This is a genomic window from Peribacillus simplex (assembly GCF_900156045.1).
Classification (GTDB): Bacteria; Bacillota; Bacilli; order Bacillales; family DSM-1321; genus Peribacillus; species Peribacillus simplex_D.
Genome location: NZ_FTMX01000001.1, coordinates 1,282,062 through 1,306,495, shown reverse-complemented (window position 1 = coordinate 1,306,495; position 24,434 = coordinate 1,282,062). Strand labels below are relative to the sequence as shown.

Annotated in this window: 21 protein-coding genes, 1 pseudogene and 2 riboswitches; of the genes and pseudogenes, 4 read left to right on the top strand and 18 right to left on the bottom strand. The window is 40.5% G+C overall.

Annotated features, from left to right (window positions below; translation table 11 throughout):
* On the bottom strand, positions 1-1,233 hold the full coding sequence (gene mtnW, locus BW986_RS06280; RefSeq protein WP_076366072.1) for a 2,3-diketo-5-methylthiopentyl-1-phosphate enolase: 1,233 nt from the start codon (positions 1,231-1,233) through the stop codon (positions 1-3).
* A 105-nt stretch (positions 1,234-1,338) separates the two neighbouring features.
* Positions 1,339-1,490, bottom strand: a riboswitch (SAM riboswitch).
* Positions 1,491-1,623: 133 nt separating this feature from the next.
* Positions 1,624-2,796, bottom strand: coding sequence for a pyridoxal phosphate-dependent aminotransferase (locus tag BW986_RS06275; RefSeq protein ID WP_076366070.1), 1,173 nt, complete (start codon positions 2,794-2,796; stop codon positions 1,624-1,626).
* A 99-nt stretch (positions 2,797-2,895) separates the two neighbouring features.
* On the opposite strand from BW986_RS06275, the gene BW986_RS06270 reads away from it, so the two are divergent.
* The 3 genes from BW986_RS06270 to mtnA all read left to right on the top strand — a co-directional run bounded on the left by BW986_RS06270 (position 2,896) and on the right by mtnA (position 6,245).
* On the top strand, positions 2,896-3,678 hold the full coding sequence (locus BW986_RS06270; protein ID WP_076366068.1) for a carbon-nitrogen family hydrolase: 783 nt from the start codon (positions 2,896-2,898) through the stop codon (positions 3,676-3,678).
* Between the two features lie 71 nt (positions 3,679-3,749).
* Positions 3,750-3,903: riboswitch (SAM riboswitch) on the top strand.
* 78 nt (positions 3,904-3,981) lie between these two features.
* On the top strand, positions 3,982-5,184 hold the full coding sequence (gene mtnK, locus BW986_RS06265) for an S-methyl-5-thioribose kinase (RefSeq protein WP_076366066.1): 1,203 nt from the start codon (positions 3,982-3,984) through the stop codon (positions 5,182-5,184).
* A gap of 14 nt (positions 5,185-5,198) precedes the next feature.
* Entirely contained in the window at positions 5,199-6,245 is a 1,047-nt protein-coding gene (gene mtnA / locus BW986_RS06260) for an S-methyl-5-thioribose-1-phosphate isomerase (RefSeq protein WP_076366064.1), read from the top strand.
* A gap of 159 nt (positions 6,246-6,404) precedes the next feature.
* Here the strand turns inward: mtnA and BW986_RS06255 are convergent, their stop codons facing one another.
* The 11 genes from BW986_RS06255 to qoxA form a co-directional block, all read right to left on the bottom strand.
* Complete coding sequence (locus BW986_RS06255; RefSeq protein ID WP_076366062.1) at positions 6,405-7,292, bottom strand: LCP family protein; 888 nt, start codon at positions 7,290-7,292, stop codon at positions 6,405-6,407.
* Positions 7,293-7,409: 117 nt separating this feature from the next.
* Positions 7,410-8,867, bottom strand: coding sequence for a lmo1851 family serine protease (locus BW986_RS06250; protein ID WP_260320744.1), 1,458 nt, complete (start codon positions 8,865-8,867; stop codon positions 7,410-7,412).
* Between the two features lie 287 nt (positions 8,868-9,154).
* Positions 9,155-9,859 (bottom strand): purine-nucleoside phosphorylase, encoded by a 705-nt coding sequence (gene deoD, locus BW986_RS06245; RefSeq protein ID WP_076366058.1) that lies wholly within the window; start codon positions 9,857-9,859, stop codon positions 9,155-9,157.
* Positions 9,860-10,092: 233 nt separating this feature from the next.
* Complete coding sequence (locus tag BW986_RS06240; RefSeq protein ID WP_064505166.1) at positions 10,093-10,263, bottom strand: YozD family protein; 171 nt, start codon at positions 10,261-10,263, stop codon at positions 10,093-10,095.
* Between the two features lie 179 nt (positions 10,264-10,442).
* The gene (locus BW986_RS06235; RefSeq protein ID WP_076366056.1) at positions 10,443-11,150 is read right to left on the bottom strand and encodes a hypothetical protein; all 708 of its coding nucleotides are present in this window, start codon (positions 11,148-11,150) and stop codon (positions 10,443-10,445) included.
* A 154-nt stretch (positions 11,151-11,304) separates the two neighbouring features.
* Positions 11,305-13,071 (bottom strand): ATP-binding protein, encoded by a 1,767-nt coding sequence (locus tag BW986_RS06230; RefSeq protein WP_076366054.1) that lies wholly within the window; start codon positions 13,069-13,071, stop codon positions 11,305-11,307.
* Positions 13,072-13,085: 14 nt separating this feature from the next.
* Entirely contained in the window at positions 13,086-13,328 is a 243-nt protein-coding gene (locus BW986_RS06225) for a YozE family protein (protein ID WP_076366052.1), read from the bottom strand.
* 1,107 nt (positions 13,329-14,435) lie between these two features.
* Positions 14,436-14,720 (bottom strand): cytochrome aa3 quinol oxidase subunit IV, encoded by a 285-nt coding sequence (gene qoxD, locus BW986_RS06220; protein ID WP_076366050.1) that lies wholly within the window; start codon positions 14,718-14,720, stop codon positions 14,436-14,438.
* 2 nt (positions 14,721-14,722) lie between these two features.
* Positions 14,723-15,319: a cytochrome aa3 quinol oxidase subunit III gene (gene qoxC, locus BW986_RS06215; RefSeq protein WP_076366048.1), complete on the bottom strand. Its 597-nt coding sequence runs from the start codon at positions 15,317-15,319 to the stop codon at positions 14,723-14,725.
* Positions 15,310-17,265, bottom strand: a complete 1,956-nt coding sequence (gene qoxB, locus BW986_RS06210; RefSeq protein ID WP_076366046.1) for a cytochrome aa3 quinol oxidase subunit I — start codon at positions 17,263-17,265, stop codon at positions 15,310-15,312. The genes qoxC and qoxB overlap by 10 nt, the downstream gene beginning before the upstream one ends.
* Positions 17,266-17,315: 50 nt before the next feature.
* Positions 17,316-18,257 carry a cytochrome aa3 quinol oxidase subunit II gene (gene qoxA / locus BW986_RS06205; protein ID WP_076366044.1) on the bottom strand — a complete coding sequence of 314 codons (942 nt, stop codon included), beginning with the start codon at positions 18,255-18,257 and terminating at the stop codon, positions 17,316-17,318.
* 210 nt (positions 18,258-18,467) lie between these two features.
* On the opposite strand from qoxA, the pseudogene BW986_RS30610 reads away from it, so the two are divergent.
* A pseudogene (locus BW986_RS30610) lies at positions 18,468-18,632 on the top strand (amino acid permease); the annotation flags it as partial.
* 331 nt (positions 18,633-18,963) lie between these two features.
* Here BW986_RS30610 and BW986_RS06195 read toward each other — a convergent pair.
* The 5 genes from BW986_RS06195 to BW986_RS06175 form a co-directional block, all read right to left on the bottom strand.
* Positions 18,964-19,245, bottom strand: coding sequence for a YokU family protein (locus BW986_RS06195; RefSeq protein WP_076366040.1), 282 nt, complete (start codon positions 19,243-19,245; stop codon positions 18,964-18,966).
* A gap of 1 nt (position 19,246) precedes the next feature.
* Complete coding sequence (kamA, locus tag BW986_RS06190) at positions 19,247-20,650, bottom strand: lysine 2,3-aminomutase (RefSeq protein ID WP_076366038.1); 1,404 nt, start codon at positions 20,648-20,650, stop codon at positions 19,247-19,249.
* Positions 20,651-20,769: 119 nt separating this feature from the next.
* A complete protein-coding gene (locus BW986_RS06185; RefSeq protein ID WP_076366036.1) occupies positions 20,770-22,149 on the bottom strand; it encodes a sigma-54 interaction domain-containing protein in 1,380 nt (459 codons plus the stop codon).
* 82 nt (positions 22,150-22,231) lie between these two features.
* Positions 22,232-23,080 carry a putative beta-lysine N-acetyltransferase gene (ablB, locus tag BW986_RS06180; protein WP_076366034.1) on the bottom strand — a complete coding sequence of 283 codons (849 nt, stop codon included), beginning with the start codon at positions 23,078-23,080 and terminating at the stop codon, positions 22,232-22,234.
* Between the two features lie 79 nt (positions 23,081-23,159).
* A complete protein-coding gene (locus tag BW986_RS06175) occupies positions 23,160-24,431 on the bottom strand; it encodes a peptidase (RefSeq protein WP_076366032.1) in 1,272 nt (423 codons plus the stop codon).
* Positions 24,432-24,434: the final 3 nt, after the last annotated feature.

Below are 24,434 nucleotides of genomic sequence, written 5' to 3'. Positions count from 1 at the left end.
TTATAAGCCTCCCCATAACACAAGAGCTTTTTTTAGTGTTTCTTCCTCAGCCGCCGCTTCAGATAGGTCCTTTCCTGCTAGAACGGCTTCCACAGCAGAGCGGAAAGCCTTGGCCCCGCCCTCTGCTCCGTCAGGGTGCCCGTGAATTCCCCCTCCTGCATTAATTACGCTATCGAGCCCAAAATCCTTGATTAGGTCCGGAACCATGCCTGGATGAATGCCTGCAGAAGGAACAGGGAAGGCTTTTTTCCATGAAAGTTCATCTTTTGTCAGAGCTTCAGCAATCGCCAAAGTCTCCTTCTTTTCTAGTGCGACATTCCCATAAGGGGATGGGAACAAGGATAAATCCGCACCTGATAACCTTACTAATTTACCAAGCAATAATGGATAGCCGATCCCATAAAATGATGAAGATGCCAATGCCCCGCTATATGCGGGATGGGCCATGATCGGCAGCTTGATACGATCATGTTCACTCAAGGCCTGCAATACATCCAAACCATATGTATGAACGTTGAACAATAAAGCATCTGCCCCTGCTTCAGCCGCCTGCTCTGCCTTATCCAGTAATTCAAATGTTTTCCCTGATAGATTAACAGCATATAAAGTACGGTGGCCAGTGGTTTCATGGACTTCATTCAATATTCTTTTTCCAGTTTTAATTCTATCGAAAAATGGAGTCAGTTCCTGGTCGAAGAGGATCTCATCATCTTTAACTAGGTCGACGCCTCCTAATGCTTGTTGCCTCAGTTGCTCATTATGGAATGTCAGGTCTCTTCCTAATACACCTTTAAAGATGCTCATCACCAGGGGCCGGTTAAATACGCCAATCTTTTCCCTTATGCCTCCAATGCCAAATTGCGGCCCGGGAAAAGCTTTTTGAATATCACCGACAAAGTCCAGGTCGATAAGTTTTATTTCTCCGTCCAATGAAAGTTTGCCGAAGACAGTCGTGAGGATTGCAGGTAAATCAATGGAAAAATTCCCTGCCGGATAGGCAATTTTAATAAGCGAACGGTATACTTTACGATTAAAGTAGCTGTTTGCCCTCTCTTCTTCAGAAAGTGGTGTCACCGATACGACGCGCCCCTTATGTTTTTCCAGTTGTTTCTGGACTAAATGTGGCAGGTCCGTCCATGTCCCGACAGTCAAACCTAGGGCAATGCTTTCTGCTTTTTTCTCATGATTTCCATTGAAGTCATGAATTAAATAAGTAGCGACTATCTCGCTCATCTGATCACTCCTATAACACGTTAGTAAACTCTCGATGTCATTAACCTGAAATGGTCTCAAAATGGGAAAAGCCCCTTCATAAAGAAGAGGCTTTAAAAAGCCATCTTCTTATCTCCCAGCCATTGGCTGCAAGAATTAGCACCGTGCCTTGTGGATTTCAGGAAATCCGGCGAAGAATTCCGCCCCATTTTACAATGGAATTACGGTCGGTTGCTGGGCTTCATAGGGCTAGTCCCTCCACCTGCTCAAAATAAGAAAACGCTGATATATAAATTGCATTCAAGTATCGAAAGATTAAGAATTTATTTTGTATTCTGACAGGTAATCCCTACTTTGTCAATAAGTTTTAACTATTTTAACGGTGAATAAATCGGATACCTCAATCCATCGTTAAAATAAGTTTAATGTACGTATTCGTTCCACAGCCTCTTCAAGCCGTTCTTCCGAAGTCAGCAGCCCTACCCTGACGTAACCTTCGCCAAATTCACCGAATCCATTCCCTGCGGCAACAGCTACGTGGGCATGCGTTAATAAATAGTCTGCAAAACTCTCTGACGTAAAACCTTTAGGTACCTTGAGCCAGGCAAAAAACGATGCCGCAGGCGCTTCGACATCCCAGCCGATTGCCCTCAATCCCTCAATGAAAACATTCCTTCGTCCTTCGTACATCTGCACTAACTGCTCCACACACCTCTGCGAGTCAAGCAAAGCGCTTGCAGCAGCTTCTTGTATCGCCGGGAAAAGGCTCACATAAAGATGGTCTTGTAATAGTTCAAGAGCTTCTATTACACTCTTATTCCCCACTGCGAAGCCGACTCTCCACCCCGCCATATTGTATGTTTTCGATAGTGTGTATATTTCTATTCCTACATCCTTCGCTCCCTCCGCCTGGAGAAAGCTTATCGGTTTTTTTCCGTCGAATCCAATCGCACCATAAGCGAAATCGTGGACCACACAAATGGAATGCTCTTTTGCGAAGGTGACGGTTTCATCAAAGAAGCTTTCAGTTGCAGAAGCACCTGTGGGATTATTCGGATAGTTCAAGAACATCATTTTGGCTTTATCAAGTACTTCTTTATGTATGTCATTGTATTTCGGAAGAAAATCATTTTCTTCTGTCAAGGGCATGAATTCGGTCTTTGCCTGGGCTAAAACGACCCCGGAAAGATAATCCGGATAGCCGGGATCTGGAACAAGGATCGTATCACCTGGATTCAATAAACACTGCGGCAGTTCGACAAGACCTGCCTTCCCCCCGAAGAGAATCGCCACTTCACTATTCGGATCCAACTTGACACCGTATTCTCGTTCATAAAAGACGGCGGCAGCATCTTTTAAATATTGATGCCCCCGGAATGGCGAATATTTATGATTAATCGTTTTTTCAGCGGCAGACTGCAAACTTTTCACGATATGTTCTGGCGTCGGCTGATCAGGGTTTCCCTGGCCTAAATTAATGACATCATGTCCTTGCTCCGTGATCGCATTGACTTTTGCGACTAGTGAAGCAAAAAACTGCTTGGGCAGGTCCTTAAGCTGGCCGGATTTTTCGAATTGCACCATTTATACACCTTCTCTGAAATTTCTTGAAATTCTAGTCACAAATGATATATGTTTATCATAGTCTTGTAAAGCATTTTTTACATGTGGGGGTTTTAATAGATGAAGTGGAAAATAGCTTGTATTCAAATGGATATAGCCTTCGGGCAGCCGGATATCAATTTTCAGGTCGCAGAACAATGGATGGAAAAAGCAGCACGGTCAGAACCCGATATCGTCATTTTACCGGAGCTTTGGACAACAGGATACGACTTGACCAGGTTAAATGAGATTGCTGATCACGAGGCAGAAAAAACAATTGAATTTTTTAAAACACAGGCACGGAAACACCAGATTCACATCATAGGCGGTTCCATCGCGAAAAAAACAAGCAAGGGAATCTATAACACCATGATCATCATCGATAAACATGGAAATCTCATTAAAGAATATGATAAACTCCACTTATTTCAGTTAATGGATGAACATCATTTCCTGCAGCCAGGAGAAAAAGATGGTTTATTTACTCTTAATGAAAAAATATGTGCTGGATTCATTTGTTATGACATCCGTTTCCCTGAATGGCAGCGAGCCCATACCGTTCAGGGCGCTGAAGTTCTGTTCGTAACGGCGGAATGGCCAAAGCCGAGACTCGATCACTGGAGAGCCTTATTGATTAGCCGTGCCATCGAGAACCAAGCCTATGTTGTAGCCGTTAATCGTTCAGGTTCGGATGTCAATAATATATTTGCTGGTCATTCCTTGATTATTGATCCATGGGGGAATATCATTAGTGAAGCCGGAGAAGGAAACGAACTCCTGACAGGCACCTTGGACTTCAATAAAGTTACGGAAGCCCGTAGCAAAATACCTGTATTCGAAGATCGCCGCCCTGATTTTTATTAATTTACCCATTGACAAACTATTCAAAAGGTTGTTATTATTTTCCCGAAGATTAAAATTTCAGAAAACACTTACTCTTATCAAGAGCAGGCTGAGGGATAAAGGCCCTATGAAGCCCAGCAACCGACTGTAATACCATTGTGAAATGGGGCGGATTCACCGCCGGATTATAAAATCCACAGAGCACGGTGCTAATTCCACCAGAATTCATTTTCTGGAAGATAAGAGGTCCGAAGCCAAAACTTCTGCCTCTTTCTATATGAAAGAGGCTTTTTTATTCTTATTTTGAATCTGGAGGGGAAAAGAATGACTCAAAACCATTCAAATTTCAAGAGATTGACAAACGAAACAGCTATAACCCTAGCAAAAAAGCTTGGGTTGGTCAATGCGGATGCAAGTTTAACATGTAAAGAAATCGGCGATGGAAACTTAAATTATGTTTTTCATATTACAGACACGCACACAAATAAAGGAATAATCATCAAACAAGCGGTCCCTTATGCCAAGGTACTTGGTGAAAGCTGGCCGCTGACATTGAAAAGGGCTGCCATTGAAGCGAATGCGCTGATCCATTTCAGAAGTTATTGCCCGGAATTCGTACCGCAAGTCTATTATTCGGATGAACAGCTTGCCATCACAGTCATGGAGGATCTATCTCACTTGAAAATCGTTAGAACAGGATTGATCGATGGCGATTCATATCCAGTGCTTTCACAGCATATTGGTGAGTATGTTGCGAAGACGGCATTTTATACATCCGATTATCATTTAGAACCATCTGCGAAAAAGGAAGTGGCCCGGCATTTCACGAATCCGGAACTCTGCAAAATCACTGAGGTATTTATTTTCACGGATCCTTTTTTTGAGGAACTCCCGGGAGACTTCGAGGTGGAATTGACTGATTCCGCCAAAAATATATGGAATGATCAAGAAGTGATACTTGAGGTCGCTAAGCTGAAACAAAGCTTTGAAACCGAGCAGGAAGCCTTGCTTCATGGAGATTTACATACTGGAAGTATATTTGCAAGTGAAACTGAAACAAAGGTTATTGATCCGGAATTCGCTTTTTATGGGCCCGTTGGTTTTGACCTTGGTCAATACACCGCCAACCTTCTCTTCCAGGCAGTCACACGCAATGGCGCTGGAAAAGAAGAGATTTTCACTCACCTTCATGAATTTTGGAATGCCTTTGAAGAAACTTATGCCGAATTATGGGAAGGCCAAAATAAAAGCCCATTCCGCCATGTGAACGGTTATCTGCCTTATTTACTGACAAAATTCAAAAAAGATGCATTCGGTTTTGCCGGCTGTGAACTGATTAGGCGAACCATTGGCCTTTCCCATGTAGCCGATTTAAACGTCATTGAAAATAAAGAAACAAGGATCGCTGCCAAAACGGCAACATTGGAAATTGGTGCATTTTTAATTAAAAAACGGGAAGAATTGGATGTTCCAGCTGTCATTGAAGCCTTGAAGCAACGTTCACTGTCATCTTATTCAACCATTTAAAAGGAGCCCTGCACATGACTACACTAGCACCCTTACCATATTCGGTACAATGGGATGATACCCATATTACATTATTAAATCAACAAGCCCTTCCTTCCATAACTGAATTTATTGAACTTCATTCAGTTGATGATGTATATGACAGTATTTTGACATTAAAAGTTCGCGGTGCCCCAGCAATTGGACTGACGGCAGCATTTGGTGTTGCACTTGGTGCCAAACAGGAAACAACCGCTGAATTAGGGGATTTCAAGAGAAATGTAACGAGGCATATTGAAAAACTCGCCTCTTCACGGCCAACTGCAGTCAACCTTTTTTGGGCGTTAAGAAGGATGGAGAACACCTTGCATGCTGCGCAAAGCATTTCAGCTGCAAAGGAAGCACTTGTATCGGAGGCTAAAGCCATCTTTGCTGAAGATGAAGAAATGTGCAGGAAAATCGGGGAACATGGTTTATCCTTATTCACTAGAGGAGATTCCATTCTCACTCACTGCAACGCTGGGGGAATTGCCACAGCTCGTTATGGCACAGCCTTGGCCCCCTTTCACCTGGCTAAAGAAAGGGACTTTCCGCTAAAAGTGTACGCATGTGAAACCAGGCCTGTCCTGCAAGGGGCGCGTTTGACGGCTTGGGAATTGATGCAAGCGGGGGTTGATGTCACCTTAATTTCTGATAATATGGCTGCACATACGATTCACCAGAAACGAATAAATGGAATTATCGTCGGGGCCGACAGGATTGCGGCTAATGGAGATACAGCCAATAAAATCGGGACATTGGGATTGGCCATATTAGCCAAGCACTTTGGCATCCCCTTTTATGTGGCCGCTCCATCAAGCACATTCGACCTTTCTATCGAATCCGGCACATCCATCCCGATCGAAGAACGGAATGAAGCGGAAATCACCTTCATTCAAGGTGTAAGGATCGCTCCGGAAAACGTGAAGGCTTTCAATCCAGCCTTTGACGTTACACCGAATCATCTTATTACGAGCATCATTACCGAAAACGGCATCATAACACCGGATTTCATTAAAAACATTCCGCATTTTGTTAATTGATCCAGGTTCCTTCATTTGTGATAAAAAACGAGAAGGATTTCGTATCCCTCTCGTTTTTTATAAATAATCATGATTATTCTTACGAGGTCTATAATACAATATTTTAAGTAAGTTGAACATATTCACTTAATATAAGGTTGTTTTCAATAGTAGTTCTTGTTATTTTGAAAAGAACTCCTGAAGTGCCTTTTTATTTTTAGTGTAATCTATTTCCAAAACGGCTCCGGACTGGGGATATATTTCATCTTTAAAGCTTCCTTCCACTGGAACCCTTAAGGTTTCGACGGTGTCCGGTGTATGAAAGACGGCTTTTGGAGCCATTTCCATTATTGTTTTCAGTCCAATATCTGTATCCAAGTACGAGAGTCCTTGTTCGAGGATACCAGGAAGGGACGCCATCCCTTCGAAGGATGTAATTTGATTCATGAACGCTGTTTTTAATTGAACCATTACTTCTTGTTGACGCTCCACCCTTCCAAAATCACTTTCATCGTCATGCCTAAAACGGACATATTTCAATATTTCCTCACCATGTAAAACATTTTTACCAACACTTGCTTGAATGCTCATATCATCAATGATTTCCTGATCCACATTCACCGCTACCCCCTCAGGGGCAAGTAAATCGACCATCTTCACAAATCCCTGGAAGTCGATTACCGCTACATGATCGACCTTGATATCGAAGTTCTCCTGTATGGTTTTCTTGAGCAGTTCCCTTCCACCATAATAATAAGCTGCATTTATTTTGTTATATCCTGATTTATTCCCGGGGATTTTCACATAACTATCACGCATGATGGAAGCCAGCTTCAGTTTCTCCTGCTCAGGAAAGTATTTTGCCAGGATAATCGCATCTGATCGAGATTTTTGCTCTCCCCTTGTGTCAACACCAATTAACAGAAATGTTTTTAAGCTTTCCTGGTCCTCTTCTTTGGTTAGTCTTTTTTCCGTACCTGCATTTCCATTTTGTTTGGGTAAAGGGGCATAGGTGCAGCCTGCCAGAATCAAGATCAATAGATATATGAAAAATACCTTTTCTTTCATTACCTCACCTCATCGGAAAATTACCCCTATTCTCTGCCTAATATTGGAATTTTATGCATTTAACGACAAAAAAGCCTGCCAACGATAATCGCTGACAGGCTTTTCGGGCAAAATCATTTATTTGATTTCTTTCTTTAATACTTCTACTGCCTTTTTCACTTGTGTGTCGTTTTTAAGGATTTTCTCGCGGATGACCTGCATTAATTTCACGGTAGTATCATCTTTAATTGTCCCAGTTTCTTTAATTTTTTGTTCCTTCTGGAACGCTATGACCGCATTCGTGGTTGCTTCATCAAAAAATCCATCTATCTTTCCTGGATCATGTCCTGCTTCCTTCAGCATCTCTTCAGCCGCTTTCACTTCGCTCGAAGAATCGGATGCTTTCAATTCCTTATCAGGTGAAATGTACGGAAGGTTCGCATAATCAGGAAGCTTTACATTAATATCCGGCTTGATCCCTTTTTTATGAATCCAATTGCCTTCAGGAGTCAACCATTTAGCTGCCGTATATTTAAAGTTAGATCCATCTTCAAAGTCTTGGGCAGTCTGAACTGTCCCTTTTCCAAATGACTTTACACCGATCAATGGAATGTCCGCAGACTCACTGACAGCCGCTGCAACGATTTCAGAGGCACTGGCACTTCCATCATCAATCAACACGACTACCGGGATTTTCAGTTCTCCATCATTCTCCGATTTATAGACTTCTTTTTTACCGCTGCGCTCCTCAACTTGAAGGACCACTTTCCCATTCGGTATGAAAAGGCTTGCCATTTCAATTGCTTGGTCAAGAAGTCCCCCTGGGTTTCCGCGCAAATCCAATACGAGACCCTTCATATCCTTCTTGGACATTTCTTCAAGCGCCGTTTTCAGTTCTTGGACTGTATGTTCGGAAAAACTGGTCACTTGAATTTTTGCAACTCCATCATCAAGCATTTCCGCATATACCGTTTCAATCGGAATTGTATCCCGTTTAATGGTGAGCTCAATCGGTTCCTGCTCACCAGCTCTTGAGATGGATAAATCCACTTTCGTTCCCTTTTCGCCCCTGATTTTCAGGACAGCTTCAGAAGAGCTTAGTCCTTCAACGCTTTTACCGTCCACACTTAAAATGATATCATTCGGTTTTACCCCTGCTTTTTCTGCTGGGGACCCTTTTATCGGTGAGACGACCATGATTTGTCCATCCTGCTCCTGAATCTCGGCACCGATTCCTTCAAAGGATGAAGAGATGCTTTCATGGAAACTCGACGCTTCCTTTTTATCCATATAAGCAGAGTAGGGATCATCCAATGCTTTGATCATTCCATTAATTGCCCCGTCAACCAGCTTATCTTGATCAATCTCTTCATAATAGTTATCTTTTATCGTATCGTATGTAGAATACAGCTTTTCAAATTCCGAATGTTTATCCGGTGCTAATGACTCTACTTTTTCATCTCCAAAGGTCAAGGCTATTGTAGTAATCCCTGCAGTTAGAAATATGACTAAGAAAATCCCCATAATGAACGTAAACTTCTTTATTTTAATGAATTTCCCTGCCTCTTTTGGCTGTTTTTGATTTTCTTCTTCCACTGAAGCCTCACCACTTTCATTCTTCATGACGATATAAACGATTTCATTCCTATTTTATCAGCTTTCATGCCAATCGAAAAATAATAGTTATCAAAAATAACAACTTATGACCATATGTATTTTTTTACCGCTTCGCAAACGTTAATATAGAGAAAGCTCCAAGGGCAACAGCCAACTCCCGACATTACAAAAATACGGATACCAAGGAATAACTGAGCCTGTATCCCGACTGTCATTATACAGTATCACTTATTCCTGGTAACCCGCCTGACATTTACATCCAATTATCAATCCTTGATAGCTGCTTCCAATGCCACCTCAACCATTTCGTTAAAAGTTGACTGGCGCTCATCCGACGTCGTTTCCTCACCGGTTAAAATGTGATCGGAAATGGTTAATACAGATAAAGCTTGGCGGCCAAATTTAGCGGCAAGCGTGTATAGGGCAGCTGATTCCATTTCTATTGCAAGTATTTGGTATTTTGCCCATTTTTCCAATTCACTATTATCATTATAAAACTGATCGGCGGTAAATACATTACCGACCTTCAATTGCAAGCCTTTAGCCGTGCCTGCGTCATATGCTTTTCTTAGTAATTCGAAATCTGCGGTTGGGGCAAAGTCCACCCCACCGAAAGTCATGCGGTTCATTTGGGAATCGGTGGAAGCGCTCATGGCAAGGATCACATCCCTGACTTTTACATCTTTTTGAATCGCTCCCGCAGTTCCCACACGAATCAGCTTTTGGACATTATAGCTATTCATCAATTCATTCACATAAATGGAGATGGATGGAACACCCATACCTGTACCTTGTACAGAAATTCGTTTCCCTTTATAAGTCCCTGTATATCCAAACATGTTACGAACTTCATTATAAAGTTTAGCATCCTCTAAAAATGTTTCAGCAATATATTTTGCACGCAACGGGTCACCTGGAAGTAAGACCGTTTCCGCAATTTCATTTTCTTTTGCACCAATATGTACGCTCATACGACTATGTCCTCCTTAACTTGTGGTTGAAATGATATTCAAAAACTACTATACCATATCAACCACAAGTTAGGAAAATTGAACCTTATCCTAGAACTTGAAAAACTGGAAATCACGAAAAGACTTTTGGCACCTTAACTCTAAACCGCAAACAAAACGGCGGAGGTCCGCCGTCTTTTTTTAATCGTTAATAAAATTAAGGGAAAGGAAGCTGCTAACCGTCTTATGACAGGTTACTCATCGACTTCTTCATCAATTATGCATTTTTCAAGAAGATATTCGAATGTGATGTCAGCAAGATCTTCAACTTCAGCTTCTGTTGGAAGATAGCCCCGTCTTATCAATTCTTGAAAAAAGAATTCCGCTATCTCTTCTGTATCAATAAAAACCTCAATTTCTCGCAAATCATCGCCCCCTTATTTAAAGGTCTATGAATGTATAGAGACAAATATACCAGTAAGGCATCCCATAATGGAAAATCATATGAAGGGCCTATAATTATCATGGTCCATTTCGCTTCAATTTGAATGGAAGCTTCTATAAGTAATTTGGAAATTGCCCTTTAAAAAGTTTGGGATACCTTTCACTTCGTTTGCTTCTTTTTATGATCTGGATAAATTTCCTCTGCCGCTTTTTCAATTTTCGCAAGGGCAATCTTCATGATATGGCGGTATTCATCATCGCCAAAATGTTCGTAGAGCTTACAATAATCATTATATAAATCCAACAGGCCATCAATCATTTCCTTTTTTTCATTTTTTGTCATTGTCATATCTCGCTCACCTTTACCAGGGTTGTTTTGTTTAGCAATGATAGCAAGCTCATTTTTCTTGTTAGGAAGTAGCAGACCCAGCTTTTTTATAATTCCATCTGCACGTTTAGCATCGGCTATCAATGTCAGTTCTTCTTCATGCGCTTCAAGCCATTCACCATCCGAGATTCTTGATAACTCATAGATGACATCCTCCCAGGCATTTTCCTTATAGCGCCAAATTTCCGTTCGATAGCCGATTATCTTGAAATAATCCTGTTCATATCCATCCACTTGGACCAAGTCACCTAATAAATATTTATATTCAATATCGATTTGTTCTTTTGGATAAAGGATTTCTCCTTCATATTCGTTTATCGATTGCAATGCTTTTTCAATATAAAGGCCTTCACTATAGTTCACTTCATACACATAAGCACCATCGAGAAATTTCACATCGGTTATATTCCCGACTGTCCCATACATTGTTATTACGACTGTATCGCCTAATTTAAATTTTGGCTGTTTTTTTTTGCCCATAAGAGACATCCCCCAATATGGTCCTTATCGTTTGATTAGTAAATTATATGCACAAACAAACATGGAGGTTAATGGAAATAAGAGGGCATTTTGCTCAATTAACTAAGTAACCGGCCCGTTTATTAAAGGGCACTATAACCAACCAAAAACCGCCTCATTTAATGAGACGGTTCGTAGTGGGGATGATGAGAGTCACTTTCGTTCCTTCGTCGCGGACGCTCTCAATTTGGAATTTTCCTTTTAATTCATCCATTATCTGAATGCACGTCGCCAAACCTAATCCGTTACCATCCGGTTTGGTGGTGTAAAAGGGCATACCGATATTTTTTAAATCCTCGGGACTGATGCCTTTTCCATCATCGCTGATCACTAATTTTACATATTGGGACACGGAAGTCTGTTGCAGTTCAATCTGCCCCCTTGCTTCGATGGCTTCACAAGAATTATTCAAGACATTCAAAAGAACCTGCCTTAACCGGTTTCTATCTGAATAAACAAAGACGGATTGTGTCACTTCATTAATTAATCTTACATGATAACTCGGATTTGAGGGGGTATATGTATCTAAAATTTCTTCAAGGAAATCCTTTAAATCGAATTTCTCCCATTCCAGTTGATGCGGTTTTGCCAAATTAAGTAGTTGTGTCACGAATACATTGACCCGATCCACTTCATGAAGCATGACATCACTATATTTTTCTATTAATGTTGGATCATGATCCTGGCTCTTCAATAATTGGAAAAAGCCCTTTATTGTCGTCAACGGGTTCCTGATTTCATGGGCGACACCGGCAGCAAGCTGGCCAACATATTTCAATTTTTCCGTTCGGACGATTTCCTTCTCACGATCTTCTATCGCTTCCATCATTCTTAGAAAGGCAAGGTTCAATTTTTCCATTTCCTCGAAGCTTCTTTTGTCGGAAATGATGAATTCCTTTCCTCCTATGAAATCCTCTGTCGCTTCGACAAGTTCTTGAACTGGCCGTACGATGGTCTTTGTTAGTAAATAGACAGCCAGAATGATAGAAACAAAAACGATGCTGTAGATTGTCAGGTACCGTGTTAATAGGTCATTCAAAGGTTGAAACACCTGTTTCTTATCAGCACCCACAACAACAAACCATTTATTCTCCGTTTCTGCAATCGTATGGACAGGCTGGATGGAATATATTTTTTCCCCATTCTCTGAACTGTACAAATCATCCGATAACGAAGCTTCCATCAGCTTACCTTTCGTTAATCCCATTTCTTTCAAGGCAGAATCCTGTATGACGCCATGCGGGTCTTTTTTCGAAATCATGATGCCTTCTTGATTGATCATGAAAAAGTTCACTGGGTATTTATCGCTAATTTCATTAGCCTTTTTCTCCATCATCTCCCAAAGCCCTTCCAATCGGAAAGCTGGAGATACGACTCCGATCATTTTCCCTGCATCATCATATACCGGCGCACTTAGAACCATTATGGGTTCTGAGAAAGCCCTGGTTTTATAAACGTCAGAAAGGAATTCATGACCTTCTATCGCCTCTTTGAACCATATTCTCTTCGCTAGGTTGTCCCCGATCATTTTATTTGATGTATCTGCAATGACATTGCCTTCCATATCCAAATGCAAGACACCGTAATAATTTCCTTTTACATCGATAAACTTTTTTAGTTCTTCTGACTTCTCTTCTCTTGAATAGCCAGGATTGATGATTACCGAATTTGCACTCATAAACTTCACATCACTGATCCGTTCGTTCAAATAGCTATATGTTTCATTTACAATATTCAGTGAACCTGCATTCAGGGCATTTTTTGCTTCCTTCTCCAGAAGGGACCTTTGCGATCCATAGGATATGATTCCCAATATCAGAAGAGGAACACTTGCAATAAGTAAAGAAAAAAGCAAAATTCGGGTTTGAAGGCTTTTAAGCATCCTTCCGATCCTCCCTATTCCTGATCTCCCAATAGGAGCCCTTCTTCTATTTGGACATACTGTTCCCACGCTTGATCGAATACTGACATACTTTGGAGATAGTCTGCATTCAATTCTAAATAACTGCTCAGTTCATTATAATCTGTCGATTGTTTTGGGAAGCCATGATCCTCATAGGCATGATTGGCAAATTTAGTGATTGCATCAATTTCCTTCGGTTGTCGATATTTCATTAAATATAAATAAAATGGTCTCATGATGTCGAATCCCCCCCTAAAATAACTATGATTTCTGCTTTAATATATCGGAAACTTTCGCTTCCGTCCACTTTTTTAAAAATCAATTTGGTTTTTTCTTCCTCATTTTAAGAAATCCACGATTTTTCAACACAAAATGCATTCGTTATATTACGGAATTTCACTTACATATTTTTAAACAACTTAGTTCTAAATGATTCGATAAAGGAAACGAAGTGCTTCATTCTTGTTTAACCTAATGCCCAGGTCCCTCTAAAAATTACGCTAAGCATGTTCTGTCATGCCGCTTGAAGGACGGTGGAATTTATTCAATTTTCCCGCAGACTTTCATTTTGCAACAGGGAAAAATCCCTTAGTTATTTTATTTTCTAGCATCATCTGTTACTTTAATAGGCAAAAAGAACTTAGCTATTGTTTAAATTACTTTTTAAGTGGGTCATATAAATTAAAAAGCAAGTACAGAATAATCATCTCTACTTGCCTTTCAATTGAACTCTATTGTTAGTTTTTCTATTTTATTTATTGCTTATTTACTGTGAAAAATCCATTCTTTTCACTATCGCTTTACACCTACCCATTTTTTTCTCAATGATATTGGGGCTCTTACTTAGTATGAATAACATATAACTCACGAGTAGGATTTTCATGATGAAGTACTTGATAAGCTTTCATTGCATCTGGAGAAATAGGAAATTTCTTTTTGTTACTCTTCCCACCCATCAAACACCTCGCTATTACTTTTTCCCAAATAGTTTATTAAACATCAGTGGCTATTCCCCCCAGCATTTCGCTTGTTTCTGTCGCTAAAGAATCGATTTCTCCTTTAGAAAATGAAAGAATCTTTTTACTTTTACCCCTCATTAGTTAGATTCCATAGGAGAATGTTAAAACGTTGAAATCCAGTAGCTAATATTGAATTCTCATTGGTGTGGAAATAACCGTAAAGGGAATTACAAAAGCTGTACCCCTTAAAATGAAGGTCGCTTTTTAAAATTGGAATTTATCAACAGTAAAAGCATTATAAGCTTTTCCCTATACTTACCTTATTGTCCCTATTTCAACTTCAATTACTTATCATACGCCTACTGATTCCCGAGCTGTTTCATATCAATAAAAACCCCAGACCATACATAGTATTGTACCGACAACAGTAATTAGAGCTAGGAATATAGCGCAATATAGAGTCATAAAAATTGATTTGCTATCATCCGTTTCACGAGCATGCATAAACACAACTAGTTGAACAGCTGCTTGTATGAATGCTGTCAATATAAAAATCGTCATTCCTGTTGCTTTTGTCATATTGAAGAAGTAAACCAACAGTGCTACAACCGTTAAAATCAATGAAAATACAAAACCCCATACTTGTTTAGCCGGGAATAATTCCTTCATGTTTATGTCATTCCTTTCAAGTAGATAAAGGTGAAGATAAAGATCCAAACGATATCTAAGAAATGCCAGTAAAGAGAGAAAATGAAGGATTTATTGGCTGTTTCAGGTGTCAACCCGCGTTTTTTCACTTGAAGGATAATAAATAACCCCCAGAAAAGTCCTAATGAAACATGTGCTCCATGTGTCCCTAATGTTGTAAAAAGCATCGATGTAAATGCACTAGTTTGCAGTGTAGCTCCTTCGTGATAATAGGTAATGAACTCAGTAATTTCAAATCCTAAGAACCCTAATCCAAGAAGGAGAGTGATCACGAAGAATGTCAACATGGCTTTCTTGTTGCCAAGTCGCATGGCATGAATTCCAAGCCCGATGACAAAACTGCTTGTTAAGAGCAAGAATGTTTCAGCAAGTACTGGAGTGATTTCAAAAATTTCTGCACCAGTAGGACCGTTACCCGTACGATCAACTAATGTAAAATATGATGCAAAGAGTGTTGCAAAAAGCATAATTTCGGCTCCAAGGAAAATCCAGAAGCCTAAAATATTTAGACGATTTTGTTCCGTACTATATTCAAGAGGTTGCGAGTGATCTATTTCCATTTATTAACACCCCTAAATTTTGCTTCTGTCTCTTTAATTTCTTCTACAGAAATGTAATGCCCATGGTCTATTTCGAATGAACGATGAGTCATGCAAACAAAGATACCGATTAGCCCAATAATCGCAAGAAACCATATGCTGAATACTAACGCAAATCCAAAGACAAAGAAGATACAGGACATGATAAACGGTACGCCGCTGTTATTGGGCATATGAATTTTTTCATAGTCACCCTTGAATAATTCATGACCTTTATATTTTGCATCCCAAAATGTCTCCCTTGAGTTCACTTGTGGAATAATAGCAAAGTTATATTCTGGTACTGGATTATGAGTAGCCCATTCAAGGGAACGTGCATCCCACGGATCATCACCAACATCTTTTGGAGCATGGCGAATGCTATAGTAAATCGTATATACGATTAATACAAAGCTGATTGCCATTAATACTGCCCCGATAAACGAAATCATATTCAATGGTCCAAATCCAGTCGATTCAGAGTATGTGTATATACGACGTGCTTGACCATCTAAACCAGTGATATACATAGGGAAGAATGCTAAGCAAAAACCAATGGTTAGAAACCAGAACGCCCATTTCCCAATCCTTTCATTCAACATGAAACCAAACATTTTCGGCCAGTAGTAAGTTCCGGCACCAAGCACCGCAAATACTACACCCGGAATAATGACATTGTGGAAGTGAGCTACTAAAAACATTGTATTATGGTATTGATAATCCGCCGCTGACATCGCAAGCATAACCCCAGTAACTCCACCGATTGTGAAAAGTGGTATGAACCCTATTGAATAAAGCATAGGGACGGTAAATCTGATTCGACCTTTCCACATCGTGAACAACCAGTTAAAGATCTTGATTCCAGTCGGAATAGCAATTACCATCGTTGTAATCGAGAAAATACTATTAACATATGCCGCTTGCCCCATTGTAAAGAAATGGTGAGTCCAAACGAAGAATGAATATATAGAGATAAATACCATTGAAGCAACCATTGATCGATAGCCATATAGGTTACGCCGTGAAAAGGTTGGGATAATCTCGCTAAAAAGACCAAATGCAGGCAAGATTAAGATATATACTTCAGGATGTCCCCAAACCCAGAACAGGTTAGCCCAAAGCATATCCATACCGCCATCAGTCATTGTGAAAAACTTGGTTGCGAATAGTCGATCCATTGTTCCCATGATCAGCGCCACTGTTAATACAGGGAATGCGAAAACGATAATAATGCTTGTGACTAAAGAAGACCATGTAAACATTGGCATTTTCATTAATGTCATACCGGGTGCTCTCATTTTAAGAATAGTCGTCAAAAAGTTAATCCCCGTCATTAATGTACCTATTCCGGCTATCTGAATACCAATCATATAATAATTCGTTCCAACATGCGGGCTAAATTCATTACCTGCAAGAGGGAAATAAGATGACCACCCTGCATCAGGCGAACCACCAATTACAAAAGAGATGTTGAATAGCATCGCACCCATAAAAAATAACCAGAAACTTATGGCATTTAGTCTTGGAAATGCTACATCTCGGGCTCCAATTTGTAATGGCACTACGAAATTCATTAAGGCCATAATGTACGGCATCGCCATAAAGAGAATCATCACAACCCCGTGTGTTGAAAAAATTTCATTATAGTGCTGTGAATCTAATAATTTGTTATCCGGTACGGCAAGTTGCGCACGCATCATCACAGCATCTACCCCACCACGAAATAGCATCAACAAAGCAGATATTAGATACATAATACCTATTCTTTTATGATCGACTGTTGTTAGCCAGCCACTCCATAAATAAAACCATTTTTTAAAGTGGGTTATACCAACAATGATCAAGAGAACAGTAACACCAATGGCCACCATTGATGAGTATATGACGGGACTGGGATTAGGTATAAGAAATCTAGAGAAAAAACCCATACTTTTGTGTTTCCTTTCTGAAAATATTTTTCTTGAGATAGACTAAGAAATTATTCATGATTGTGTGGTGATTTTTCTTTATTATTACTTGACTTATGATCATGTTCCATATGTTCACCTTTTGAATTCGCGTTAGAGTCACTTGAGCCATGATGATGTCCAGCATTTTCACCTTCTGGAGCTGGTGAGAAGTCTAAATGAGTTCCAGTAAACGTTAACTGTCCCTCATGACCCGGTTTTAATAATTCATTGAATCTTACTTCAGTAATAGGTTTCGCAGTTTCTTTAACTTCCTTTACCCATTCATCAAACTTATCTTGAGACATCGCTTCGACATGGAACGTATTTTCAGCGAATCCTTTCCCACTAAAGTTTGCATTTCGTCCCATCATTTCCACTGATTCGTCCGCTGCTAAGTGTAATGTGGTCACCATGTTAGACATGGCATATTTTTGACCGCCAAGTTGTGGAATCCAGAAACTCGTTATAGGCCCGAATGAATAAAGTTTAAATTCAAGTGGTCGATTTGTTGGAATATACAAGTAGTTTACTGTCTCGATATCGTTTTCTGGATAACTAAAATGCCACTTCCAGTCAGATGACGAAGCGTAAATAACTAATGGATCTTGACCTTTGTACCCTTCCGGAGTGGCTTCCACTTTATTGTTGGAAATTACAGAAACAACGGAGAAGAAAATGACGATTAAAATTGGCACCCCAACAATAATCGTTTCAACAACATGATTTCCTTCTATGTAGGGTGGTTCATAATCTTTAGGTAGTTTAGAGTCACGGTATTTCGTTAAAACAAAGACTAAAATAGCACAAACAACAATTACTATAACCGCCATTATCGCAATTGATAGCCAAATCACATTGGCTTGCGTTTGGGCTTGAGGTCCTTTGGGATCTAATACCGCTAATGATTCACAGCCAGAAAGCACATTGACTATGGTAGAAAGAAATGCTAATAAAACCCATTTTATTTTCATATAAGTATCCTTTCTTTTAGATTTTATTTCTAAGTTATCCACAAAGGATAAACCTATCCCCAAAAACGCTTATTAAGAATGGTAATTTATCACAAATACATTTATAAGCGGGATGATTATGTATGAATTCAAATGGGGAATGTTCAGAGAAACATGTAATCTAAATAACTACTTGTTTTCAAAAGTAATTTGAATATGTGAGGAGTTAGAATTGCTCTTTTTATTCCTAGTGGTCAAAGTAGGGGGAGTGAAGATGAATATTTAAAATGGTGGCAATTGTCCTTAATAGGGGTAGGCTACACTATTGGTACAGGATTTTTTCTTGGATCGGCCAATGGTATAAAAATAACTGGCCCTTCAATTGTCCTGTTCTTCACGACAAACCACAGGGACCTTAATTTTGTTCAATTGGTCTTTCATTATTATTTCTGCTCTTCGTATTTTGTAAATAAAATTAGTTGTTTTAACAGTGCTTTTTCATCTACCCTAATACATTGAAAAAATTTCAAAAAACCTCTACAAAAGAGTCTTCCAAAATAATATATCTCAATTAACCGCTTGCTTCCTTCAGAATTCCGCGTCAACACGGAATGTAAACGCTAATAATGCCTTAACTGTTAGAGATGTGCACCCTATGGACCGCACCGCCGTGCGCACAGAAAAACCTCATCATAAAAAGTAGATGAGGCAACTTCTAATTATTTTGTTATTTCCCAAAATCAAAATAATTCCGCTTTAACAACCGCTTCATCTTCAATAACTCGTCATACGTCGTCTGTTTCCCTAACTGTTTAGTATCAATTAAAAACAGCTGGTCTTCGATCTCTTTAGTCGTTTCATCACTTTGAAAAAAAGCATCGCAACTCTGACAATGAGATGAAGGGGTTTCCGTAATTTCTACCGCCCTCGTACCATCCGGCAGTTCCCAATACACGGTCCCCTTTACTGATGCAAGCTTCCCTTTCTCACACCATGGACACGTCTCCATGCTATTCATCCCCCTTTTGAGTGCCCTTTTTTTGCTGTGCCTGGAATTTCTTTTCTTTTAACAGATCTCGTTTTTCACGTTGGTTCTTCAATGATGCATGCTCTGGGTTGGTCACGTATTTTTCCCGTCTATTCATTCGCCTCAGCCCTTCAGGCACTAAATTGAATTGCTTGTCGTTCATTAAACCCGATACACCTATATCTGACTGTTTTTCTTCCATATCAGGATATACCCCTTTGAAATAATCATCTGCAAGTCCTGGTGTATATTTCTCAGGTTCAGGATATGTGGTTATCACACCTTCGAAATTGCGCAGCACCGTTTTTGTTGGGGATTGTGAAAGGATATAATTCGGCTGCAGTGTGATCTTCCCTCCCCCTCCTGGAGCATCGACGACGAAGGTAGGCACAGCATAACCGGAAGTATGGCCTCGGAGCCCCTCGATGATTTCAATCCCTTTTGAAATGGGTGCCCTGAAATGACCGATCCCTTCCGAGAGATCACACTGATAAATATAATAAGGGCGGACACGGATCTTAACCAGATCATGCATCAGCTTTTTCATGATTGCGACACTGTCATTTATCCCCGCTAAAATAACTGCCTGGTTGCCTACAGGTACACCTGCATCGGTAAGCATCTCACATGCTTTCTTTGACTCCTCGGTAATTTCTATCGAGGTATTGAAATGAGTATTCAGCCAAACTGGATGATATTTTTTTAAAATGGCACATAAATTTTCAGTGATTCTTTGGGGAAAAACAACAGGAGCCCGCGTACCTATCCTGATTATTTCAACATGAGGAATTTCCCTTAAGTTTTTGAGGATATATTCAAGGATTGTGTCATTGATCAATAATCCGTCACCGCCGGAAATAAGGACATCCCGAACTGCCGGCGTGTCACGTATATAACCGATTGCAGCGTCCAATTGTTTTTTTGGCACTCCCATGCCAATTTGGCCTGAAAAGCGTCTTCGCGTACAATAACGGCAGTACATGGAGCATTGATTCGTCACCAAAAAAAGAACTCGATCCGGATATCTATGGGTCAGTCCCGGTACAGGGGAGTCCTCATCCTCATGAAGCGGGTCTTCCATGTCATATTTGGTTTTATGCATTTCTTCAGAGATGGGGACCGATTGCATTCTGATTGGACACCTTGGGTCATCTTTATTCATTAACGAAGCATAGTATGGGGTGATATTCAATGGAATGGTTTTTGTGGAAATCCTCACACCTTCCTCTTCATCCGGAGTCAGGTTTATCACTTTTTTCAAATCATCAACAGTTCGGATCGTATTCGTAAGCTGCCACAGCCAGTTGTTCCATTGTTCTTCGGTTACATCTTTCCATAGCTCTATATCTTTCCAATTGCGATCTGGCTTATATAAGTCAAATAACATGGTTATACCTCCTGAGTTATGATAGTAGTATTAAATGCAAGAAGGGTGCCAAAATGACCCAAAAATTCGAATGCCCATGAAAAAAACCGGATTGCTGGCTGCATCCGGATTTTTTCCATTCAAATATGTTTTTTTATTTTATATTGCAAGGTCTGTCTTGGAATCTGCAATAGCTTCGATGCCTGGAAAACGTTACCGTTCGTTTGAAGAAGGGCCTCGGTAATCAATTTTGTTTCCATCTCAATCATGGCCTCACGAAGCGGAAGGATTTTTTCTGATGTGGTGGGCTTTTTTAAAAATTGGGGCAAATCTTCAAGATTCAAAACATCATTCTCCGTATGGTTCATCATGAATTCTATCGTATGTTTAAGCTCCCTTACGTTTCCAGGCCAATGATATTTCCGAAAAAAAACCTTAGTCTTCTCATCCATGCCTTTTATCGACAGTCCTAATTTACTGTTAAATACTGATATGAAATGTTCAGAAAGAAGCTCTATATCATCAATCCGCTCCCTTAATGGAGGCAGCTCGTAGCTCAATACGTTCAATCGGTAAAATAAATCCGGCCTTAGCCTGTTTTCCGATACTGCCTTTTTCGGATCTATATTCATCGCTGCCATGATCCTGACATCCACCTGTACACTCTTTGTACCGCCTATCCTCCTGATGAAGCCATCTTCTAGCACACGCAGAAGCTTTGCCTGCAAATCAATCGGCATCGATTGCAATTCATCTAAAAACAAGGTTCCTCCGTTGGCTAATTCAAACAATCCCTGACGTTCCACAGCACCAGTGTAGCTTCCTTTTGCCGTACCGAATAGAAGCGATTCCAATAAACTTTCTGGTAGGGCAGCACAATTTTGCGCGATGAAAGGTTCTTTACCGCGGCTCGAATCCTGGTGGATGCTTTGAACAAAAAGCTCTTTTCCTACACCGCTTTCCCCATAAACCAATACGGATGAGGAGGAGCGGGCAGCCTTTTTCCCTTGTGATATCAACCCTTTAAACCCAGTATCATTTGTCAGGATTTCCGTGAAAGAATACAATCCGCCGTTCCCAGGCGTTTTCCTTTCAGGACTTTTTATCGTCTTGAGCGAGCTTTCCAGATCAGCTAACCTTTCAGATAATTGTTTCAAACTTGAATAATCCTTGGCAATTTCTATTGCACCTATCATAAACCCATCAACATATATGGGGAGCGTCGTATTTAGCGTCTCAATGATGCGCCCATGTGCATTTACATACGATTGACTATAGTTGTAGATTGGTTTTTCAGATTTAATGACCCGGAGTAAGGTCGATGATTTGTGATTTAAAGAAGGGAAGGCTTCAAGCAACGGTTTCCCAAGCACCTCACATCTTTGCATCCCATCATGATTGGCTGCCACTCCGTTATAAAAGATGGTCTGTCCTTTTGGATCTATCACATGAATGCCTTCATCAATAGTTTCTAATATCGCTTCCAACACTTCACTTGTATTAAAAAATTCACTTGGCAAGATATCCCCCCTCAATACCCACTTGCTAAATGTATATGAGGAAATGCCAAAAACTTGTCATCAACCGCCTAAAAATGAGCATTCAAGTAAAATTTTTTACCCAAAGGTTCATATCCTCCAGTTTATCAAAGATATAACAATTATTGGCCAAACGTCCACGGTACGAGTATCCATGCTGATGCAATGCAGCATTCATGCCGAATGAGAGCGACCGGGCAATCGAATAGATACAATAAATTCCATGTGAAATAAGATGGTCTTCAAGCGCGGAAATCAAGTGTTTCATCAAGCCGTACTGCCGATGTTCCGGCAATGTCGCACAATCGGTGATTTCTGCATTATGGTAAAAGGAATTAATTTCTGCGGAAGCAGCACTGACAATCCTCTCTTGATGGACATAAATATAAAAAACCGTTCCCATTTCCATGCACTTTTTCACATATGCCGGATCATTCATCGGTGTGGGATACACTTCGAAAACCTTACCATATAATCGGGCCAGCTGAAGTGCATCTGTAACTTCTGCTTTACGGCCTTGATAAGCTGACGGCGGATCATCCAGGCCGGATTTTGTCGGCAGACTCTGAACATCGGTAAGGATTTGATCTTCCTTTTCCCATTCTGCACTGTTACGCCTTTCATTCCGGTTATATTTAACAAGGAAGAAACAATCGCTTCCCAAGAAGAATTTATCGATGCTTCCTTCATATAGAAAGCCTTGAGCAAGCAATGCCATAACGTTTTCCCTGCGAGACTTGAAGATGACTTTTTCTGCTGATATGCCTTTAGCCACCTTTAAAGATTCCTCCACGCATTCTTGAAAATGACCCAAATAATCATCAACCCTGATTCGCTTATTAAAATGGTCGATCGTAATATGTATGGTGCACCTTGGCTTTTGAATTTTTTTTTCAATGATTCCAGCCTCCATTTATCCCGCTCCTTTCACATTTTCGAAAATTGGTGCGAAAGGCCTGACCCTTCCTGGAATCAGACCTTGGAAAAAATGATTATTCCTGGTCCACCCCACACCATTCAATAATGGTCAATGCGATGATTTCCGCAACCTCCATCATTTTATCCACCTTTATATATTCGTTCGAATCATGGGCCATCTTCGTTTCCCCTGGTCCAAACACAACTACGGGGGTAGAGCCCACCGATGAAAGATACCCTCCATCCGTCGCCCAAGGGGACGCTTCGACAAGCGGTTCTTCCCCTACCACTTTTTCATAATACGTGCCAATTGTCTTCATAAGCGGATGATTTAATTCGAGATTGCCAGGCAGCCACCTGGCCCCAAACCATTCTAATTCAATAGGATTTCCTTTGAACCATGCATCATTGTGGTTTAAAGCATCTATTCGCTCCTTCAGCGATTTCTGTGCCTCTTCCATCGTTTCGGTCGGGGCGATGCCGAATCTACCTTCTAGAACGGCTGTATCCGGCACGGAGGAAGGCCAATTCCCGCTTTGAATGCTACCTATGTTGATTGGAATGGGGATAGGGACATTTTTATAGAGTGAATGACGGAGTGACTCATTCCGTTCTTGTTCAAGCATCTTGATTTCTTTCATTACACCAACCGCTTTATCTATTGCACTGACTCCTTCATACCTCGTGCCTCCATGTGCAGACTTGCCTTTTATTCTCAGTCGAAACCACATCGAACCTTGCTGTAAAGGGAATAGTTTCATATTTGTTGGCTCCGGAATGATCGCACCATCAGCTTTGTACCCCCGTATGACTGCCGCAAGTGTGCCGGCACCACCGCTTTCTTCTTCAATCACACTCTGGAATATCACATCTCCCTTCAATTGGATTCCAGATTCTACGATCGCTTCGATGGCCAGCAATAAAGATACATTGCCCCCTTTCATATCCGTCGTTCCCCGCCCGAAAACTTTCCCGTCAATCAACTTGCCGCTATACGGTTCATCGTGCCATGCCGCATGATCTCCTTCAGGAACTACATCAATATGCCCGTTTAAAATAATGGATTTCCCCTTGCCTGTTCCCCTTTTTATAGCCACAAGGTTCGGATTACCTTTAAAATCCCTGCGGTCGCAATAAAAATGGGGATGTTTTCTTAATTGTTCATCCCCGATTTCCCAAAGATCTATTTCTAGGCCAAGTTGTCTGCACTTCTCGACCACTATGGCCTGTGCACTTCCTTCTTGCCCTCTTTTGCTCGGTTCCTGAACCAGTTTTTGCAAAAGCTGAACCCCATTCATCCGATGTTCATTCAACCATGCTCTTATTTTTTCCTCAAACATATCCATTCT

Excerpts from the sequence above, each read along its gene's own strand:
- mtnA (WP_076366064.1), top strand. The coding sequence starts at position 5,199 with ATGACTACACTAGCACCCTTACCATATTCGGTACAATGGGATGATACC.
- BW986_RS06270 (WP_076366068.1), top strand. The coding sequence starts at position 2,896 with ATGAAGTGGAAAATAGCTTGTATTCAAATGGATATAGCCTTCGGGCAG.
- mtnW (WP_076366072.1), bottom strand. The coding sequence starts at position 1,233 with ATGAGCGAGATAGTCGCTACTTATTTAATTCATGACTTCAATGGAAAT.
- deoD (WP_076366058.1), bottom strand. The coding sequence starts at position 9,859 with ATGAGCGTACATATTGGTGCAAAAGAAAATGAAATTGCGGAAACGGTC.
- qoxD (WP_076366050.1), bottom strand. The coding sequence starts at position 14,720 with ATGAAGGAATTATTCCCGGCTAAACAAGTATGGGGTTTTGTATTTTCA.
- qoxA (WP_076366044.1), bottom strand. The coding sequence starts at position 18,257 with ATGAAAATAAAATGGGTTTTATTAGCATTTCTTTCTACCATAGTCAAT.
- ablB (WP_076366034.1), bottom strand. The coding sequence starts at position 23,080 with ATGGAGGCTGGAATCATTGAAAAAAAAATTCAAAAGCCAAGGTGCACC.
- mtnK (WP_076366066.1), top strand. The coding sequence starts at position 3,982 with ATGACTCAAAACCATTCAAATTTCAAGAGATTGACAAACGAAACAGCT.
- qoxC (WP_076366048.1), bottom strand. The coding sequence starts at position 15,319 with ATGGAAATAGATCACTCGCAACCTCTTGAATATAGTACGGAACAAAAT.
- kamA (WP_076366038.1), bottom strand. The coding sequence starts at position 20,650 with ATGTTATTTGACTTATATAAGCCAGATCGCAATTGGAAAGATATAGAG.
- qoxB (WP_076366046.1), bottom strand. The coding sequence starts at position 17,265 with ATGGGTTTTTTCTCTAGATTTCTTATACCTAATCCCAGTCCCGTCATA.
- BW986_RS06195 (WP_076366040.1), bottom strand. The coding sequence starts at position 19,245 with ATGGAGACGTGTCCATGGTGTGAGAAAGGGAAGCTTGCATCAGTAAAG.
- BW986_RS06175 (WP_076366032.1), bottom strand. The coding sequence starts at position 24,431 with ATGGATATGTTTGAGGAAAAAATAAGAGCATGGTTGAATGAACATCGG.
- BW986_RS06255 (WP_076366062.1), bottom strand. The coding sequence starts at position 7,292 with ATGAAAGAAAAGGTATTTTTCATATATCTATTGATCTTGATTCTGGCA.
- BW986_RS06225 (WP_076366052.1), bottom strand. The coding sequence starts at position 13,328 with ATGAGACCATTTTATTTATATTTAATGAAATATCGACAACCGAAGGAA.
- BW986_RS06275 (WP_076366070.1), bottom strand. The coding sequence starts at position 2,796 with ATGGTGCAATTCGAAAAATCCGGCCAGCTTAAGGACCTGCCCAAGCAG.
- BW986_RS06230 (WP_076366054.1), bottom strand. The coding sequence starts at position 13,071 with ATGCTTAAAAGCCTTCAAACCCGAATTTTGCTTTTTTCTTTACTTATT.
- BW986_RS06235 (WP_076366056.1), bottom strand. The coding sequence starts at position 11,150 with ATGGGCAAAAAAAAACAGCCAAAATTTAAATTAGGCGATACAGTCGTA.